Genomic DNA, 18,278 nt, shown 5'->3' on the forward strand with positions numbered 1-18,278 from the left:
TTAAAGCGGGATAAAAAAAGACCCTCTTATTTTATGTATAAAAAGGTCTCTGTTTTATTATACAAGACTTATCACTTTTGTTTTTGTAATTAAATCTTGAAAACCACAATTATCTTTGCGGAATAACATCATATATACGTTACATAATATCGGAATTCCAAGTAGCAATATGTTCGGTAATAACAATACAAAAAATCTTATAATTAATGTTTGTAATGTTAACTTTTCACTCTTCAATGAAATTAATTTTATTCTCGTTACCTTTTTACCAAGTGTAACACCGTTCCAAATAAAGGGTACCAAAATAAAATATATCGCCATTAATATAAAAACTACTGTGAGATCATATCTATAATCACCAAAACTAATATTAAAGCGATTAAAAATAGCACTATAATTTCCGGTCATAATAGCTACTACTGCGCCATACATAACCGAGATTAAAAACATGTCAATTAGGGAAGCACCTATGCGATTCATTACAAGCGCTGGACGATGCATCTTTAACTTCATTTTATGTCGACTCCTTCATATCCTTCTTTACCCGTCTCATCGTACCACTTCTAAAAAACATTGTAAACTAGCGTTTCTCTTACTTTTCTTGTACAATGTGTTACAACAGCATTATAAAGGAGGTTCCCATATTGAAAAAATGGATAATCCTATTCGTCGCATTCCTATTAGCCGGTTGTGCTGGAAATACAAATCATATAACTTATACGATTAACGATGAATACGAACTCATACGTACTTCTGGAAATGCATTTGAACTTTTCCCATCGCAAGATGCTGTATATGCCACACAATACATTCCTGCAAAACTTACAGACATAGCTTGGGATGATAAATACATTATTGCAAAACAAATTGAGGAAAAATCAGATCCGAATAACCCTGACGGGGCAATTGCAAATAAAAAAAGTGAGTATTATTGGATTATCGACGTAAAGCATAATAAACGGTTTGGCCCGTATAATGAAAAGCAATTTAATGAACAAAAAGATGCGTTTAAAATTAAGGTACCTTTTCAAAGTGTAGATTCATACATAAAAGAACAGAAAAAACAGTCAGCATAGTTGTTTGAGCGCTGACTGTCTTTTCTTACATATTTTTAAAAAACTCTTACTCAGAAAGTGAGATATTAAAAGTTTGTGGCTCTTTTACAACATCTTGCGTTTCTGTATCTGCTGCGATTACATTATCTGTTGTAAACTTAATATCCTTTACCTTTTCTTTTCCATCATCAAGTATTAAGCCGATAATACCATTTCTTGTTTCACCAGGCTTATAGTCTTCCCTTGATACATTTTTTGTACCAACGAGCGTATCTTCATCATATAAAAAGTTTTGAGTTGCTACTTTAAAATGTTGCTTATCATTAATCGTAACATCATTCATAGAGAAAAATTGTATATTTTTATTCCCGCTATTTTCCACCTTATATGTAATTTCAACGTAACGAATCGTATCACTAATCTCAGTACCACTGATCGATGCATATAACTCTGCATCTTCTTGACTTACTTTATCTCCTAATCTACGCTTTACTTCTTCAGGAGTTAATGCCGTATATACTTTTAATGTATTTTTTGCATCTTTACTCATCTGCGATAAAGAGATTACTTTCACATCTTGTACGTGAATTTTCATTGGTGCTACTTCAAATGTTTGATTCACAGAATGGATCTGTTCTAATTTAAAAGTACCCCATCCTGTTTCTTTCACTTTTTGTCCTACTTTTTTCAGCTCACGCCCACCATATTCTTTTGTTTCAGGAATAGATTCTTTCTTCTTCGGTTCAGCTTTCTTTTCTTCTTGATGGAAGCAACCACTTAACATAAGAAGAAAACTACATAAAACAAAAATACTTTTCCATGCTTTCATCATATAATTTCTCCTAACACTATCATTCAGTAATGTAAATTAGTCCCTTGCTTTGTAAACTATAGAAACAATGAGGAGTCCACAAAACGAACTTGTCAGTCCAGATACTATTATACCTCCTATTTGGAAAATATGAAAATAGGGATCTATAAACGCTTGAACGATAAATACTATAGCTGCGACAATGATTGACGAAACCCAATACTTCCTTTTTTCTGAAGCTATCATCATATCTTTCCCTGTTTCATCTTTATACTTCCATAGTACGTATAATAGTAATAATAAACCTACACATGTACTTCCGTGTTGCATGTATTTATACACTGGGATACTATGTAATTCTCTTTGTAACAATGCTATTTTCATAACGAAGTAGCCTGTATGATGAGTAAACGCATCCCAAACGACATGCGTGAGCATACCAAATAAAGCAGAATAGCAAAATACAAAGAAATCCTTCCATGTATGAAGCCCCCACCTCTCATCTACTGCATATGTATAGTAGCCAGCAAACGGTTTAGGTAAATGTGTTATAAACGGCTTTTTTAAAATGTAATGATATATGTATGCGAGTAGAAATACAAGCGGCAAATTTAAATATAAGAATCCAAGCCATGTATGCCCAATAACACCATACGGCCTAAAGCGTAAAAAATATTCAAAATCAGGCGCCATACTCCCTAATATAAGAGCCGTTACTGAAATATATTGAGAACGCTTTTTCACCAAAGGAAGAATTGCTGCTGGGTGTGCAAATGTAAACGGCATGTTTTGACTCCTTTTCATATCTTTATTAGAATACCATCTATCATAACGAGAGAATTGATCTTGATGCAATATTTATTTTCACATTGGAATATGGTAGTTTACATGTTATAATCCACATGAAATATTCAGAAAATAAGGAGGGGTTCATATGTCATTAACACTTGTCTTTTTTCTTGTTCTGTTTATCTTCTTTGTACTTACATACATCAGCTTTTTTCTGTGGAAGCACTTAAAGATTATAAAATACCTTCCTGCTCTCGTTGGCTTTATGAGCGTTCTTTTCATTTTTATATGGCAGAGAATGTCTTTTGGCTGGGAAGGTCTCGGTTTTGGTGCACTTCAATATACAATACTATTTGCAAGTTGTCTTACACTTGTATTTGCTGCTTTTTTAGAATCAAAATCCGTTATGAATTGAGGTTTATATATTGATTGACGTACCCTTTTTAAAAAATGTCACATTAAAGAAAGAAAATATCCCTAGTTTTTCCACATATCCTTACTGTTTACCCGCTATCCAAAAATTACAATCTCTAGCTTTTCATCCAAATGTAACATTCATTATTGGAGAAAACGGAACCGGTAAATCAACATTACTTGAAGCAATTGCAATCGCTTTAGGTTTTAACGCAGAAGGTGGAACGAAAAACTTCCGCTTTAGCACAAACGATTCACATTCATCTTTACATGAATACCTTCGCATTTCTAAAAGTTTCAATACACCAAGTGATGGTTTCTTTCTTCGCGCTGAATCATTTTATAACGTTGCTTCTTATATTGATGAAATGGATGCCGATCCATACGCACGTGGAAATCCAGTTATTGACTCATATGGTGGCACCTCACTACACAACCAATCACACGGTGAATCATTTTTCTCCTTATTTATGCATCGTTTTTCAGGACAAGGTTTATACATTTTAGATGAGCCTGAGGCAGCTTTATCACCAATGAGACAACTTTCCATGCTCATTCGAATGCACGAACTAGCGGAACAAGGTTCACAATTTGTTATCGCGACGCATTCTCCTATTTTAATGGCTTACCCTGAATCCACTATATACTCTTTAACACAAGAAGGGATTCACGAATCCGCCTTAGAAGACACTGAGCATTACCAAACGACAAAACTTTTCTTTGAAAACCGTGATCGACTATTCCAGCATCTATTTGAATCGTAAAAAAGAAGCAGCAAGCGCTGCTTCTTTTTTATAGTGCTTCTATAAATAATGCTACCCCAATACCGCCGCCGACGCATAGAGAGGCAATTCCTTTTTCTAAACCACGTCTCTTCAATTCATGAATTAAACTTACCGTAATACGAGCTCCTGTACAACCGATTGGATGTCCAAGTCCTACACCACTACCGTTTACATTCACTTTTTCACGGTCTAAACCTAATTCTTTCTCTACAGCTAGGTATTGAGCCGCGAAAGCTTCATTAATTTCAAGTAAATCTGCATCTTCTAATGACCAATCTACTTTTTCTAATCCTTTACGAATTGCTGGTGCTGGTCCAATACCCATAATTTTCGGATCTACTCCAGCTACTGAATATCCAACAATTCTAGCTAACGGTTGTAAGCCTTTTTCTTTCGCTTTTTCTTCGCTCATTAATACTAGAACCGCACTTCCATCATTCAGGCCAGATGCATTCCCTGCCGTTACTGATCCGTCTTTACGGAAAGCTGGTTTTAATCCTGCTAATTTTTCCGCTGTAATATCTGCACGTGGATGTTCATCCTTCGAAAATACTATTTCTTTTCTACGTTCTTTTATCGTAATAGGAACAATTTGATCGTCAAAGTATCCAGACTCAATTGCTTGCAGTGCCAATGTATGACTACGAAGCGCAACTTCATCTTGTTCCTCTCTTGTAATTTCATATTGGTCAACTAGATTTTCAGCTGTTTCACCCATCATAATATGGTGAATTGGATCTTCTAGTACTTCCCACACCGTATCACGAATTTCTCCGTGCTGTAGACGTTGTCCCCAGCGGTGCTGTTTTAATGCATAAGGGCTTGAGCTCATTGCTTCTACTCCACCTGCAATAACAACATCACTTACACCTAATTGAATTTGCATTGCAGCTGACATAATTGCTTGCATACCTGAAGAACATTGGCGTTGGATTGTATAACCCGTAACTGTGTCAGGAAATCCTGCCGCTAATGCAGCTGTTCTTGCAGTATTTGCTTCATCAGTTCTTTGAATACAATGACCTAAAATTACTTCATCAACTTCGTGTGGTTCTACCCCGCCTCGTTTTACAGCTTCCTGAAGTACAGGAACCGCTAATTCTACTGGCGTTACATTTTTTAGCGCTCCTCCAAAAGTTCCAATTGGCGAACGAACTGCAGCTGTAATAACAACATTATGCATTTTGCACTTGCCCCTCTCTTATGTACCCTAGTCAGTTTTTAGGTGAAATTCCATAAGATGTATGTCTACATCTATCATACTATAAACATACTAAAAAATCAAAATATTTAATATAATAAAAATAGAAGGAATTAACCTTCTATTCTGTTAATGCATATAAAAATTTTTGTAAAATTTTCTCTGTCGTTTCATTCAATTTTGGTAACTTATCTACCGGAAAATATTGAAGCTTCAATCCCTCATGATCAAGCCTTAGCTCTCCACTCACATGATGCCCCTGATACAGATGAATGACATTAAAAATTTCATCTCCATTAGGATAACGGAAATATACTTCCTTTCCTGATAAGACACCTAGAAATTGCATTATTTTTGCAGTTAATCCCGTCTCCTCGAATAATTCTCGGCGAGCAGTTTCTTCAGTCGTTTCTCCTAGTTCCATCGCGCCGCCAGGTACACCCCAATCATATGTATCTGAACGATATTGAAGCAATACTTCTTGATTATCATTTAGTATAATTATTGCTGATCCAACGAGAATAAGTGGTCTTGTCCCAACGACTTTGCGTAACTCTTCAATATACCCCATTATGTAAACTCTCCTTTCCTCACCCTCCCTTATCATAACAAAATTTTTCTCCTTTTGTTGATGTAATTTCCAAGAAAAAAAAGGAAGCTTTCGCCTCCCTTTTTTCACCCTTATTTCTTAAAACTTTCATATTTTACAGCTTCAAAAGCTTCTTCAATTTCATCATTACGATAATGAACATATGTAAAACGTCCTAACTCTACTAATCTTGCTATTTCTTGTAACGCTTTATGTTGCTCATATGTTTCCTCCAGCTTAATATGTACATAAAACTTCATCAACGGATGTTCATATAAAGGTTCTCCCACCTCTACATATACATCTTCCACCCCTTGCACAACTCTTACATAACTTGCAAATTGATAAAGAGCTTCTCTGTCTGAAACGATTTTTAATGTATACATATATTCTCCCCCTTTCCTTTACTATATCAAAAAGATGATCAAACTACGTTATAGAACTATGAAATTTTTTCGACTTGTAATAAACAAGGCGTTTATCCATACATAGGGTCTTTTCCTAACATATATTATAGGAAGAATTTTTTCAGTTGAGGTGTTCCTTATGGATCCATACGTCAATATATGTATTTGCATTACTCCAGGCGCCAACATTTCTGATGACCGTATCGCAAAAGATTTAGCAGTTGCAGAATCAATTTGGCACCCCATTACATTTCAAATTAAAGACGTAATTATTTTAAATGAACTTTTTCGTTTTTCTGACCGTGAAATTAGTTATAAAAATTCTATTCAAAGTCAGGAAAAATTAGCATCCTTTTTCCAAACATGTGTAAATGAAGCTCCTGAATGCGACCTTTACATTTGTTATATTGGTAGTGATTATTTTAAAGAAACAGCGGTCATTGCCTGCGCTTACTCTTTAGCAAAACAACAGCAACTTACTGGTTATATCGTTTTAACAAATTCGGCTGCTCCTATGAAAAATATATATACGCTCGCTCACGAAGTCGGTCATATTTTATTTACAAGACGTATTCATGGAAAACTTACTCACGCAGATCCTCATTCCCCAACTGGCTCGGAGCACCATCCCTCTCCAACAAATCTTATGTATCCGATAGTCCCGCGCCCTGAAAGTGTCCATATTCAGTCACTATTAACGAACGAACAAAAAGCACTCTCTTTACAAAGTGCTTTATTACAAAGAAAAAAACAGTAACAATCTTGTTACTGTTTAAAACAACTTATTCCAATCCATAAACGAAAGCCCGGCTGCAAAGGATACACTATACACCTAAACCGAATCCCTCTAAAAATCAAAATATAGTATTTCTTTGGAAATAATTTTTTGTATATCCAGAGCAGCCCTTTTCCTACTTAAACTAAAAAGATACATTTAGGCTTATCCCCTAATAAAATATTAAAATAGTCATCATGTATTTCTTTTGATGAAAACAACATAGTTGATTTTAGAAATCAAATCCTTCATATACCTATAAATAACTGTCCCTCTTGTTTATTCGTATACTTCTCTTTTTTCTAATTTGATATGAATTTTTAAAAGCATATAAATAACAATGAAAAGAATTATTTGCTGCACATACATTCCAATAATATTTGATACATCTATTATTACAAACACATATTCTAATACAATTGGAACTAGTAAATACGACAAAGTAAACCAACCACCAAATTTAATATTTATAACAACCGCTAAAAGAACTACTACACCAACAAGAATTAAGCTTTCCGTACTAGTAAACTTAATAAATGTTGTACCATAAAACTTATTTAATAATGCAATACTAAAAATTAATAAAAACCATATCGCACCGCTTATATACATTATTAAAAATTCAGTTCTTTTACGCTTAAATGATGCTGTTCTCATTCCCCATATTAATACAGTAATTCCTACAAAAATCATAATCGGATAACCAATTAACTCAATTAAAGAATAAGATAAACGATGGTTGAATTCACTAAAGAATACGCTCTTCATCATTGTGAAAGCCAATAAATTTACAATAAAGTAAAGTAATAATTTATAATTACCTTTTCTATCTATATCCATCTCTTCCGCAAGTTGATTAGCATATTCTTGTGAAGCATGACCAAATATATCACTTACCGTCTTTCCCTTCTTCTCACCTTCTATTAAATGTAGTTCAGCATCTTCTATAAAGGAAATAATATCAGTTTCTCTAATGCCCTTGGTTCGTAAATAGCCTTGGGTATCATCTAAAAATTTTTGCCCTTCATTCGATAACACTTTTATCCCCCCTTATTTAACCGCTTCTCTTCTATTCATCTTCAGCATAATTTCAAGGAAAATTAAAATAAACAAACTTCCGTATAAACATATAATTTGAAATAACATTGGCATGAGATCTTCCGAAGTAAATGTTTTAAACAGTAACATAATTGAAAGCGGAATGATTAAATATAAGTTTTTAAACCATCCTTCAAAATACATATTTATCGCTATTGTAATAATAAAAATAGCTCCAGCTAATATATAACTTTGCGTTTGGGTGAATGTAAACATTTTTGTAGGATAAATCACATCTAATATCGTAACAACTCCTATTAAAAACATTGGCGCAATCATAACTAAAAACCACATAGAAAACCACGTTTTTGTAAAACTTGTTACGAAGGTCATTTTACGAAGTAGAAAATTAGGACCTATAACAACTAAAATCAATGACAAACTATACCCCACGCACTGAATAAGCGATATCTGTAACATTCCGTTATTCACTATTAAGATAGAAGCAATAATCCAAAACGATACGATATTCATTACTGTAAAACCAATTTGCTTCCACGTTTCCTGTCTATCCTTTTCCATTACTTTTACAAGTTCATTTGCATATTCTTTCGGTGAGCTTCCGAAAATATCTTCTACACTTTTCCCATCACTCTCACCCTCGATTAAATGGAGTTCTGCATCTTCTATAAAATTTTCAATATCGCTTTCTTTCACACCCTTTGCCACTAAAAATAATCTCATATCTAATAAAAACTTTCGTGCTTCATTTGATAGCATTATTTTTTTCTCCCCTTCCCCTCAAGTAGACGCTCTACACTACTTTGCATCGCTTCCCAGCGATCCATAAATTCATGAAGCGCTTCCTCGCCTTTTTCAGTTAATGTATAATATTTTCGCTTTGGGCCAGATGGAGATTCCTTCATTACACTTGTTATTAATCCTTCCTTTTGCATTCGTATTAATAACGGATAAATACTTCCCTCACTCGCCATTGTAAAGCCATACTTCGCTAGCTTTTCACTCATTTCATAACCGTATATTTCACCTTCAGAAATAATAGCAAGTAAGCATCCTTCTAAAATCCCTTTCAGCATTTGACTTGTCGACATAATTCAAATCCTCCCACTATCTTGTTTTACAAGATAGATAAGCGTAAGTATCTTGCTTTACAAAGTAGTATAGCAGAGACTATTTTGTAAAACAAGATAGCGAACAATATTTTTCCAAATCTTTGCAGGATTTTTATTATCTGCCCTCTAAATAGAGCAATATGAGAACTTTATTACGAAGGGATGTTTTTCACCATGGTTACAAATCGTGTTGTCTTTTTAACAGGTGCTGCAAGTGGTATTGGTTATGAAATGGGAAACGCTTTTGCAAAAGAAGGTGCAAAAGTTGTGATTACCGATCGTCTTGAAGAACGTGCAAAAGAAGCTGCTGACCAATTACAAAAAGAAGGCTATCAAGCTATCGGTTTAAAATGTGATGTTACATCTGAAGAAGAAATTACAGCTGCAATTTCTCAAACGGTTACTCATTTCGGTTCATTACATATATTAATTAATAACGCAGGAATGCAGCATGTTTCACCAATTGAAGAGTTTCCAACCGAAAAGTTTGAACAACTTATTAAAATTATGCAAATCGCTCCTTTTATCGCAATTAAGCACGCCTTCCCAATTATGAAAAAACAAAAGTATGGCCGAATTATTAATGTAGCCTCCATTAATGGCCTCGTTGGATTTGCAGGAAAATCCGCCTACAATAGCGCGAAGCATGGCGTAATTGGATTAACAAAAGTTGCCGCTTTAGAAGGCGCTACTCACGGAATTACCGTTAATGCGCTTTGTCCTGGTTATGTCGATACCCCTCTTGTACGTAATCAACTACAAGATTTAGCGACTACACGAAATGTACCGCTTGAAAATGTTTTAGAGGATGTCATTTATCCACTTGTCCCACAAAAGCGCCTATTACAAGTACAAGAAATTGCTGATTATGCTATGTTTTTAGCCAGCGAAAAAGCGAAAGGTATAACTGGTCAAGCTGTCGTTATCGATGGTGGTTATACTGCTCAATAAAAATAAAGTTTGCTCTTCGTGAGCAAACTTTATTTTTATCCCGAGGACCCTCCTACTTTAGTAATTGTGTAGGGAGTTTCTCGATCGCAACAATTACCCCATCTAATTTACTTTCAATACGATGAAGTAAATATAATGTTACAACAATCGGAAAACCTACATTACCTATCATCCTGATCCACTCTTCCATCTTTCTCGCCTCCTCTCATTATATAAATAAGAGAAAAGAAAACATTTAGGCATAAAAAAACAAGCTATTATGTATTAGCTTGTCTTTCAAATAACGATGCAATTTCCCATTTATAATCTCCACGTATAATGCCTTTTTCAGTAATAATACCTGTAATTAATTCATTCGGTGTTACGTCAAATGCAGGATTATAAACAGTAGTTCCAATTGGCGCTACTTGTTTTCCAAAAATTTTCGTAACTTCTGTTTCATCTCTTTCTTCAATAACAATTTCAGCACCTGTTTGTTTCGTAATATCAAATGTGGATAGCGGAGCTGCAACATAGAACGGGATATCAAAATACTTTGCTAATATCGCTAAATTCATTGTTCCGATTTTATTCGCTGTATCTCCATTTGCGACAATTCGGTCCGCTCCTACTATAATCGCGTTTATTTCTTTCGTTTGAATAGCATGAGCTGCGGTATTATCTGTAATAAGCGTTACATCAATATTTGCCTGTTTTAATTCCCAGGTTGTTAAACGCCCGCCTTGTAAAACCGGTCTCGTTTCACACGCATACGCATGTAAACGTACACCTTTTTCTTTCCCAATATAAAACGGTGCTAATGCAGTACCATATCTAGCAGTTGCAATACTGCCAGCGTTACAAATTGTTAAAATGTTATCATCGTCTTTAAAACATGTTAATGCATGTTCTCCAATACTCCGGCATACTGCTTCATCTTCTTGCTGAATGAAAAGCGCTTCTTCTTCTAATTTTTTTTGCGCTTCTTTTATTGTAGTAATTTCCCGAATGGATTCTCTCATACGATCGATTGCCCAAAATAAATTGACTGCTGTCGGGCGTGACGTTCCTAAATAATTACAATCTCTATTAAACTTCTTTTGAAATTCTTCAATATGTACAGTGTTATATTTTTTTGATGCAAGCGCCAAGCCAAATGCAGCTACAATTCCAATTGCAGGTGCCCCTCTTACTTCTAGCATGACAATACTTTTCCATACATCTTCAATTGTCGTTAATGTTTTGTATTCTGTACTATGCGGCAACTTTGTTTGATTTAATACTGCAATGGCATCGCCTTTCCAACTGACAGACCTTGGAATAGTAACAATTGTACTCATGCTTTTACCCCTCCAGAAACTGTCTGTTGGAATAGTGTTCGGAACAGTTGAATATCAGCGCTCTTAGATTCATATTTTATTAGTTCTCTACCTAAGTATAACGCCTGTTTCTTAGCTTGAATTCTCTTTTCTTTATTTGCTATTTCATCTAAATCAGCTACATGCGCTAAGCCAATTGTTCTACGGATAAGCTCACATCCGGCAAATCCAACGGCATCCGTAAAAATATTTTGCAAAATAATTGGCAACCATTGTTTCTCTTTCGTATATGCTTCTACACCTTCTCCAATCCATAACTTCGTAAAAGTTTCTACAAAATAACTCCATGTTTTCTCAATGTGGAAAAATAGCACACTTCTTTTTTCCTCTTCACGTGATAACGCATTTAATAATAAATTTGCAATAAATTGACCAAGATCAAATCCAAATGGACCATATGTTGCAAATTCTGGATCAATCACTTTCGTTTCAGAAGGTGATGAAAAAATACTTCCCGTATGTAAATCTCCATGAATGAGTGCTTCTTTTCTCGTTAAAAATTTATATTTATACTGTGCCACTTTCAGTTTGACAGTTTTGTCACTCCATAGTTCATCTACAGCTAGCTGCAACTCTGGTTCATAATCATTCGTATCGTAATGACCGAATGGATCTGTAAACACTAAATCTTCTGTAATTTTACAAAGGTCTGGGTTTACAAATGCACCTTCTAGTACCCTTTTCTCTTCTGACTCTAATCCGAAATCTGAAGTGTAAAACAACACATGTGCTAGAAAACGACCAATATGTTGGGATAAAAGTGGGTACTCCTCTCCATCTATTAATCCTTTTCTTGCAATTGTTAGTCTTGATAAATCTTCTATGACTGTTACCGCTAACTCTTCATCATGACTGTACACTACCGGCACATATTCCGGCACATACTTCGCGAAAATTTGTAATGCTTTACTTTCAATCGTCGCTCTTTTTATAGATAACGGCCAGCTCTCACCAACTACTTTTGCATATGGCAATGCTTGTTTTAGTATAATAGACTTCTCTCCATCACCTAATTTGAACACGTAATTTAAATTTCCATCTCCAATTTCATGACAAACTACATTTGCTTTCTTTTCAAAATAACCGTGTTCTTTCGCATATTGTATAGCTGTCGTTTCAGTCAATGAATAATATCCCATCTTCTTCTCCCCTTTTTTTAAAATTCAGAGGTTTTTCTAACACAGAAAAACCTCTTTCCACTAAGAAAGAGGTTTGAAGTTTATCTTCTCCCCTCTTATCTGCCAGAAAGTAAACTTTCTGCTGGAATTAGCACCGTGCCTTTTGGCGTAAATAAACGCCCCATTTCACAATGGTATTACGGTCGGTTGCTGGGCTTCATCGGGCCAAATCCCTCCACCTGCTCTTGATAAGAGTTGTATAATTTTTTGAATTTTTAACTTTATGTTGAAGACTATACCAAGAATAAAAATCACTTGTCAACATTTTATTTGTATAATTCTGGACGACGATCTGCAAAAACTGGAATTCCTTTGCGTACTTCTTTAATTTTCTCAAAATGAAGCTCTCCAAATAAAATTGATTCTTCTTCATTCGCTTCTACAACAACTTCTCCCCAAGGATCGACAATTAAAGAATGACCGGCAAACTCATTATTCGGATCCTTTCCTGCCCGATTACATGCAACAACATAACACTGATTTTCAACCGCCCTTGCTTGCAGTAGCAAACGCCAATGTGCTAAACGAACTAATGGCCATTCTGCTACAACAAATAACACTTTTGCACCTTTCGCAGTATGAACGCGCATCCACTCTGGAAAACGAATGTCATAACAAATTGTGCCGGCGCACTCTATATTATCTAACTTAAATTCGCCTGTACTATTTCCAGCGATTAAATATTTATGTTCATCCATGAGCTGAAATAAATGCACTTTACTATATTCATTGACTAGCTGACCTTTATTCGTTACAACATACATTGTATTTGTAACACCTTGATCTGTTTGCTTCGCTATAGAACCACCGACAATATGTACACCATATTGCTTCGACCATTCTTTCAACTTTTCTTTCGTTTCCAATCCATCCCTATCTGCAATTTCAGAGAGTCTCGTTAAATCATATCCTGTTGTCCATAGTTCTGGTAAGACAATAACATCTGGTCTTTCCTTCACCGCTTCGCTTATTTTATTTTTAGCATTCTCAATATTTTTTTCTACATCTCCAAAGACAATGTCCATTTGAATACATGCGACTTTCATTTTATCAGCCCCATTCATAATTTTTTCTTTACAAAATACTGGAAAGATTATATCATTTGTCACTAGAATTGTAACAACTTTCAAAAGAGGTGGAAAGTATGAAATCATTTCAACCTTCTGAGATTGTAACATCATTGCCAACACAATTTTTCGCTTCACTTGTTGCAAAAGTTAACAAAGTCGTTGCAGCTGGTCACGATGTTATTAATCTAGGTCAAGGTAATCCAGATCAACCAACACCGCAGCATATCGTAAAAGCTTTACAAGCTGCTGCTGAAAAGACTATTCATCATAAATATCCGCCATTCCGCGGACACGAAAGCTTAAAAGAAGCCGTGGCAACATTCTATCAACGTGAATATGATGTAGTAGTAAATCCAAAAACAGAAGTTGCTATTTTGTTTGGCGGAAAAGCTGGATTAGTAGAATTACCAATGTGCTTTACAAACCCTGGTGATACTATTCTCGTTCCTGATCCAGGCTATCCTGATTATTTATCAGGTGTCGCTTTAGCAAAAGCACAATTTGAAACAATGCCGCTACTTGCAAAAAATAATTTTTTACCAGATTATACGAAAATTGATGACTCTATTGCGAAACAAGCAAAATTAATGTTTTTAAACTATCCAAATAATCCTACTGGTGCTACTGCATCAAAAGAGTTCTTTGAAGAAACCATTCATTTTGCTAATGAACATAACATATTAGTTGTTCATGATTTTGCTTACGGTGCCATTGGATTTGATGGTCAAAAGCCCGTTAGTTTCTTACAAGCAGACGGTGCCAAAGATACAGGTATTGAAATTTACACACTATCGAAAACTTTCAATATGGCTGGATGGCGCGTAGCTTTTGCTGTGGGAAATGCAAGTGTCATTGAAACAATTAACTTATTACAAGATCATATGTATGTTAGTATTTTTGGTGCAGTTCAAGATGCTGCCCGCGAAGCACTATTAAGTTCACAGTCTTGCGTAATAGACCTTGTAAATAGTTACGAATCTCGAAGAAACGCTCTTGTTTCAGCTTGTCACTCAATTGGTTGGAATGTAGACATTCCAACAGGGTCATTTTTTGCATGGCTTCCTGTTCCGAAAGGATATACATCTGAGCAATTTTCTGATATTTTACTAGAAAAAGCACACGTTGCAGTTGCCCCTGGTGTTGGATTTGGTGAACATGGCGAAGGGTATGTCCGTGTTGGTCTCTTGCATACAGAAGATAGATTACGAGAAGCCATTAATCGAATTGATAAATTAAATTTTTTCAAAAAGTAATTGACAATACGAAAAACATCTGACAAAATTCAGTTATCTTAAAAATTTAAACATTTCTAAATACTTCTTATCAAGAGCAGGTGGAGGGACGAGCCCGACGAAACCCGGCAACCGATCTACAATTGTAGACACGGTGCTAATTCTCGCAGCGTTATGCTGACAGATAAGGAGCTGGTTGTAAAAAAACCTCTCCTTAGCTGAGAGGTTTTTTTATTTAACTAGGAGGTTTTAACAATGAGCGGAATTATAGCAACGTATTTAATCCATGATGATTCACATAACTTAGAAAAAAAGGCCGAGCAAATTGCACTCGGTTTAACAATTGGCTCTTGGACTCATTTGCCACACTTATTGCAAGAACAATTAAAACAGCATAAAGGAAACGTCATTCATGTTGAGGAATTAGCTGAACAAGAACATACCAATTCGTATTTACGTAAAAAAGTAAAACGCGGGATTATTAAAATTGAATATCCGTTATTAAACTTCAGTCCAGACTTACCAGCAATTTTAACAACTACATTCGGAAAGCTATCACTTGATGGCGAAGTGAAATTAATTGACTTAACATTTTCAGACGAGTTAAAAAAGTATTTTCCTGGTCCAAAGTTCGGGATAAATGGTATTCGAAATCTATTACAAGTACATGAACGTCCCCTTTTAATGAGCATTTTTAAAGGAATGATTGGACGAAATATTGGGTATTTAAAAACGCAATTACGCGATCAAGCAATTGGTGGTGTAGATATCGTAAAGGATGATGAAATATTATTTGAGAATACATTAACACCACTTACGAAACGCATTGTATCTGGAAAAGAAGTTTTACAATCCGTATATGAAACATACGGCCATAAAACGTTATATGCCGTAAATTTAACAGGACGGACTTTTGATTTAAAAGAAAATGCGAAACGTGCAGTGCAAGCTGGGGCTGATATTCTATTATTTAATGTATTTGCTTACGGACTAGATGTACTACAATCGCTTGCAGAAGATGATGAAATCCCAGTTCCTATTATGGCACACCCTGCTGTAAGTGGTGCTTACTCAGCATCCAAGTTATATGGCGTTTCATCTCCATTATTACTCGGAAAGCTATTACGTTATGCTGGCGCTGACTTTTCATTATTCCCATCTCCATACGGAAGTGTTGCACTAGAAAAAGAGGAAGCTCTTTCCATCTCAAAACATTTAACTGAAGACGATGCATTTTTCAAAAAGAGTTTTTCTGTTCCGTCTGCTGGTATTCACCCTGGTTTCGTTCCCTTTATTCTACGAGATTTCGGTAAAGATGTTGTTATTAATGCTGGCGGCGGGATACATGGACATCCGAGCGGGGCACAGGGCGGTGGTAAAGCTTTCCGCACTGCAATTGATGCTACTTTGCAAAATACACCACTCCATGAAGTAAATGACATAAATTTGCATAGCGCACTACAAATATGGGGAAATCCCTCTCATGGGGTGAAATTATGAGTATTCAAGTATTTTGTGATTTCGATGGCACAATTACAAATAATGATAACATTATGTCCATTATGGAAAAATTCGCACCACCAGAAGCTGAAGAAGTAAAGAATAGAATTTTATCACAAGAGCTATCTATTCAAGAAGGTGTTTCTCAATTATTTCAATTAATACCTACTAGTCTACACGATGATATGATTCAATTTTTAATAGAAACTGCTGAAATCCGTAGTGGTTTTCATGAATTTATACGATTTGCAAATGAAAATAACATTTCTTTTTATGTTATATCAGGTGGAATGGATTTCTTCGTCTATCCACTCTTACAAGGACTCATTCCAAAAGAGCAAATTTACTGTAATGAAACCGATTTTTCAAGTGAATACATTACCGTTAAGTGGCCTTATCCTTGTGATCATCATTGTCAAAATCATTGCGGATTATGTAAATCATCTTTAATCCGTAAATTAAGTGATACGAATGACTTCCATATTGTAATTGGAGATTCAATTACTGATTTACAAGCTGCGAAACAAGCTGATAAAGTATTTGCTCGCGACTTCCTTATTACAAAGTGTGAAGAGAATGATATTGCTTATACACCGTTTGAAACATTCCATAATGTTCAAACTGAATTAAAACATTTGTTGGAGGTGAAATCATGAAACAACTTTTTCGTCAATGGTATGACTTAAGCGAGATAAAAAAAGAATTAACAACACGAAATTGGTTTCCAGCAACGAGTGGTAATATTTCTATAAAGGTTAGTCATGAGCCACTTACTTTTCTTATTACAGCAAGTGGTAAAGATAAAACAAAAACTACTCCAGATGATTTTCTATTAGTAGATCATCTAGGGGTTCCAGTATTAGAGACTGAATTACGCCCTTCAGCAGAAACAATATTGCATACACATATTTATAACAATACGAATGCCGGATGCGTACTTCATGTTCATACAACTGATAATAATGTCATCACAAATTTATATAGCGATGCAGTTACCCTTCAAAATCAAGAAATTATTAAAGCTCTCGATATTTGGGAAGAAGGTGCAACGATTCACATTCCTATTATCGAAAACCATGCCCATATCCCAACGCTTGGAGAAAACTTCCGAAAGCATATACAAGGAGATTCGGGAGCAGTATTAATCCGTAATCACGGTATTACCGTATGGGGCCGAGATAGCTTTGATGCAAAGAAAAGATTAGAGGCTTATGAGTTTTTATTCCAATTTCATATAAAACTATTATCAATTCAAGGAGGCGTTTCTAATGGCGCAAATTCGTATTCATGAAGTAAATACTCGCATCGAAAATGAAGTAGAAGTATCTAAATTTCTACAAGAGGAAGGCGTTTTATATGAGAATTGGAACATCTCTAAGCTTCCTACTCATTTAAATGAAAATTATTCGTTAACAGATGAAAACAAGGCTGAAATATTAGCTGTGTTTGCAAAAGAAATTGCTGATGTTTCAACGCGCCGAGGTTATAAAGCACATGATGTAATTTCACTTTCAAATAGCACACCTAACCTTGACGAATTATTAATTAATTTCCAAAAAGAACACCATCATACTGATGATGAAGTTCGCTTTATTGTTAGTGGACATGGCATCTTTGCCATTGAAGGAAAAGATGGTAAATTCTTTGACGTTGAACTTGAGCCAGGCGATCTCATATCTGTTCCTGAAAATGCAAGACATTATTTTACCTTGCAAGATGATCGTCAAGTTGTAGCTATTCGTATTTTTGTTACAACTGAAGGCTGGGTTCCAATTTATTAAGGTAGTTAGTTGAATAAAAGGACTTGGATCCCCTTTTCCAAACTTTTATTCACTCTACATATATACATCCTCCTATGGAACAGGCTTATTTCAAAAAATGAAATAAGCCTGATTTTTTATTTTCTCAAACATATGAGTCCTTCTATTCAAAAACAATCTCTCCTTCTATTTTTTCAGCAAATTTTTTAACATTTTTTGAACATTTATTGAA

General features: G+C 35.1%; 23 protein-coding genes, 1 pseudogene and 2 riboswitches. Of the genes and pseudogenes, 10 read left to right on the top strand and 14 right to left on the bottom strand.

The annotated features are described in order from the left end of the window. Positions 1 to 57 precede the first annotated feature (57 nt). Complete coding sequence (locus tag MR113_RS23610) at positions 58 to 513, bottom strand: RDD family protein (protein ID WP_098124053.1); 456 nt, start codon at positions 511 to 513, stop codon at positions 58 to 60. Positions 514 to 644: 131 nt separating this feature from the next. Between MR113_RS23610 and MR113_RS23615 the strand changes: the two genes are divergently transcribed. Next, the gene (locus MR113_RS23615) at positions 645 to 1,076 is read left to right on the top strand and encodes a DUF3997 domain-containing protein (protein ID WP_242240167.1); all 432 of its coding nucleotides are present in this window, start codon (positions 645 to 647) and stop codon (positions 1,074 to 1,076) included. Positions 1,077 to 1,122: 46 nt separating this feature from the next. Here MR113_RS23615 and MR113_RS23620 read toward each other — a convergent pair whose 3' ends face one another. Continuing rightward, entirely contained in the window at positions 1,123 to 1,887 is a 765-nt protein-coding gene (locus tag MR113_RS23620; protein ID WP_242257068.1) for a hypothetical protein, read from the bottom strand. A 36-nt stretch (positions 1,888 to 1,923) separates the two neighbouring features. Then, a complete protein-coding gene (locus MR113_RS23625; protein ID WP_242257069.1) occupies positions 1,924 to 2,652 on the bottom strand; it encodes a DUF4184 family protein in 729 nt (242 codons plus the stop codon). A gap of 148 nt (positions 2,653 to 2,800) precedes the next feature. Between MR113_RS23625 and MR113_RS23630 the strand changes: the two genes are divergently transcribed. After that, complete coding sequence (locus tag MR113_RS23630; RefSeq protein ID WP_242257070.1) at positions 2,801 to 3,070, top strand: hypothetical protein; 270 nt, start codon at positions 2,801 to 2,803, stop codon at positions 3,068 to 3,070. Between the two features lie 10 nt (positions 3,071 to 3,080). Beyond that, on the top strand, positions 3,081 to 3,833 hold the full coding sequence (locus MR113_RS23635; protein WP_242257071.1) for an AAA family ATPase: 753 nt from the start codon (positions 3,081 to 3,083) through the stop codon (positions 3,831 to 3,833). 28 nt (positions 3,834 to 3,861) lie between these two features. On the opposite strand, the gene MR113_RS23640 is transcribed toward MR113_RS23635, so the two are convergent. From MR113_RS23640 to MR113_RS23650, 3 genes are all read right to left on the bottom strand, one after another. Continuing rightward, a complete protein-coding gene (locus MR113_RS23640) occupies positions 3,862 to 5,037 on the bottom strand; it encodes an acetyl-CoA C-acetyltransferase (protein WP_061680446.1) in 1,176 nt (391 codons plus the stop codon). 139 nt (positions 5,038 to 5,176) lie between these two features. Next, complete coding sequence (locus MR113_RS23645) at positions 5,177 to 5,626, bottom strand: NUDIX hydrolase (RefSeq protein WP_000540530.1); 450 nt, start codon at positions 5,624 to 5,626, stop codon at positions 5,177 to 5,179. A gap of 110 nt (positions 5,627 to 5,736) precedes the next feature. After that, positions 5,737 to 6,030 (bottom strand): DUF3928 family protein, encoded by a 294-nt coding sequence (locus MR113_RS23650; protein ID WP_000288327.1) that lies wholly within the window; start codon positions 6,028 to 6,030, stop codon positions 5,737 to 5,739. 160 nt (positions 6,031 to 6,190) lie between these two features. On the opposite strand from MR113_RS23650, the gene MR113_RS23655 reads away from it, so the two are divergent. Next, a complete protein-coding gene (locus tag MR113_RS23655; protein ID WP_242257072.1) occupies positions 6,191 to 6,808 on the top strand; it encodes a DUF955 domain-containing protein in 618 nt (205 codons plus the stop codon). 15 nt (positions 6,809 to 6,823) lie between these two features. On the opposite strand, the pseudogene MR113_RS23660 reads toward MR113_RS23655, so the two are convergent. From MR113_RS23660 to MR113_RS23675, 4 genes and pseudogenes are all read right to left on the bottom strand, one after another. After that, positions 6,824 to 7,050: pseudogene (locus MR113_RS23660) on the bottom strand (DNA-binding protein). A 55-nt stretch (positions 7,051 to 7,105) separates the two neighbouring features. Next, complete coding sequence (locus MR113_RS23665) at positions 7,106 to 7,864, bottom strand: DUF1129 domain-containing protein (protein WP_242257073.1); 759 nt, start codon at positions 7,862 to 7,864, stop codon at positions 7,106 to 7,108. Positions 7,865 to 7,876: 12 nt separating this feature from the next. Continuing rightward, positions 7,877 to 8,644, bottom strand: a complete 768-nt coding sequence (locus MR113_RS23670; protein WP_242257074.1) for a DUF1129 domain-containing protein — start codon at positions 8,642 to 8,644, stop codon at positions 7,877 to 7,879. Beyond that, complete coding sequence (locus MR113_RS23675; protein WP_000107986.1) at positions 8,644 to 8,976, bottom strand: PadR family transcriptional regulator; 333 nt, start codon at positions 8,974 to 8,976, stop codon at positions 8,644 to 8,646. Before MR113_RS23675 ends, MR113_RS23670 begins: the two co-directional genes overlap by 1 nt. A gap of 195 nt (positions 8,977 to 9,171) precedes the next feature. Between MR113_RS23675 and MR113_RS23680 the strand changes: the two genes are divergently transcribed. After that, on the top strand, positions 9,172 to 9,948 hold the full coding sequence (locus MR113_RS23680) for a 3-hydroxybutyrate dehydrogenase (protein ID WP_242257075.1): 777 nt from the start codon (positions 9,172 to 9,174) through the stop codon (positions 9,946 to 9,948). Positions 9,949 to 10,000: 52 nt separating this feature from the next. Here the strand turns inward: MR113_RS23680 and MR113_RS23685 are convergent, their stop codons facing one another. From MR113_RS23685 to MR113_RS23700, 4 genes are all read right to left on the bottom strand, one after another. Further along, entirely contained in the window at positions 10,001 to 10,138 is a 138-nt protein-coding gene (locus tag MR113_RS23685; RefSeq protein ID WP_242257076.1) for a YvrJ family protein, read from the bottom strand. Between the two features lie 67 nt (positions 10,139 to 10,205). Continuing rightward, the gene (gene mtnA / locus MR113_RS23690) at positions 10,206 to 11,267 is read right to left on the bottom strand and encodes an S-methyl-5-thioribose-1-phosphate isomerase (protein WP_242257077.1); all 1,062 of its coding nucleotides are present in this window, start codon (positions 11,265 to 11,267) and stop codon (positions 10,206 to 10,208) included. Further along, complete coding sequence (gene mtnK / locus MR113_RS23695) at positions 11,264 to 12,445, bottom strand: S-methyl-5-thioribose kinase (protein WP_242257078.1); 1,182 nt, start codon at positions 12,443 to 12,445, stop codon at positions 11,264 to 11,266. The genes mtnA and mtnK overlap by 4 nt, the downstream gene beginning before the upstream one ends. Before the next feature lie 92 nt (positions 12,446 to 12,537). Beyond that, positions 12,538 to 12,679, bottom strand: a riboswitch (SAM riboswitch). Positions 12,680 to 12,750: 71 nt separating this feature from the next. Then, a complete protein-coding gene (locus MR113_RS23700; protein ID WP_242257083.1) occupies positions 12,751 to 13,614 on the bottom strand; it encodes a carbon-nitrogen family hydrolase in 864 nt (287 codons plus the stop codon). Positions 13,615 to 13,628: 14 nt separating this feature from the next. Between MR113_RS23700 and MR113_RS23705 the strand changes: the two genes are divergently transcribed. The 5 genes from MR113_RS23705 to MR113_RS23725 all read left to right on the top strand — a co-directional run bounded on the left by MR113_RS23705 (position 13,629) and on the right by MR113_RS23725 (position 18,067). After that, a complete protein-coding gene (locus MR113_RS23705) occupies positions 13,629 to 14,807 on the top strand; it encodes a pyridoxal phosphate-dependent aminotransferase (protein WP_242257079.1) in 1,179 nt (392 codons plus the stop codon). 64 nt (positions 14,808 to 14,871) lie between these two features. Then, positions 14,872 to 14,977, top strand: a riboswitch (SAM riboswitch). A 64-nt stretch (positions 14,978 to 15,041) separates the two neighbouring features. Continuing rightward, on the top strand, positions 15,042 to 16,286 hold the full coding sequence (gene mtnW / locus MR113_RS23710; protein ID WP_242257080.1) for a 2,3-diketo-5-methylthiopentyl-1-phosphate enolase: 1,245 nt from the start codon (positions 15,042 to 15,044) through the stop codon (positions 16,284 to 16,286). Continuing rightward, complete coding sequence (locus tag MR113_RS23715; protein WP_242257081.1) at positions 16,283 to 16,942, top strand: 2-hydroxy-3-keto-5-methylthiopentenyl-1-phosphate phosphatase; 660 nt, start codon at positions 16,283 to 16,285, stop codon at positions 16,940 to 16,942. Before mtnW ends, MR113_RS23715 begins: the two co-directional genes overlap by 4 nt. Then, positions 16,939 to 17,577 (top strand): methylthioribulose 1-phosphate dehydratase, encoded by a 639-nt coding sequence (locus MR113_RS23720; RefSeq protein WP_000811328.1) that lies wholly within the window; start codon positions 16,939 to 16,941, stop codon positions 17,575 to 17,577. Before MR113_RS23715 ends, MR113_RS23720 begins: the two co-directional genes overlap by 4 nt. After that, positions 17,555 to 18,067 (top strand): 1,2-dihydroxy-3-keto-5-methylthiopentene dioxygenase, encoded by a 513-nt coding sequence (locus MR113_RS23725; protein ID WP_242257082.1) that lies wholly within the window; start codon positions 17,555 to 17,557, stop codon positions 18,065 to 18,067. Before MR113_RS23720 ends, MR113_RS23725 begins: the two co-directional genes overlap by 23 nt. Positions 18,068 to 18,278: the final 211 nt, after the last annotated feature.

Source organism: Bacillus cereus group sp. BfR-BA-01379 (assembly GCF_022663605.1).
Taxonomy (GTDB): domain Bacteria; phylum Bacillota; class Bacilli; order Bacillales; family Bacillaceae_G; genus Bacillus_A; species Bacillus_A mobilis.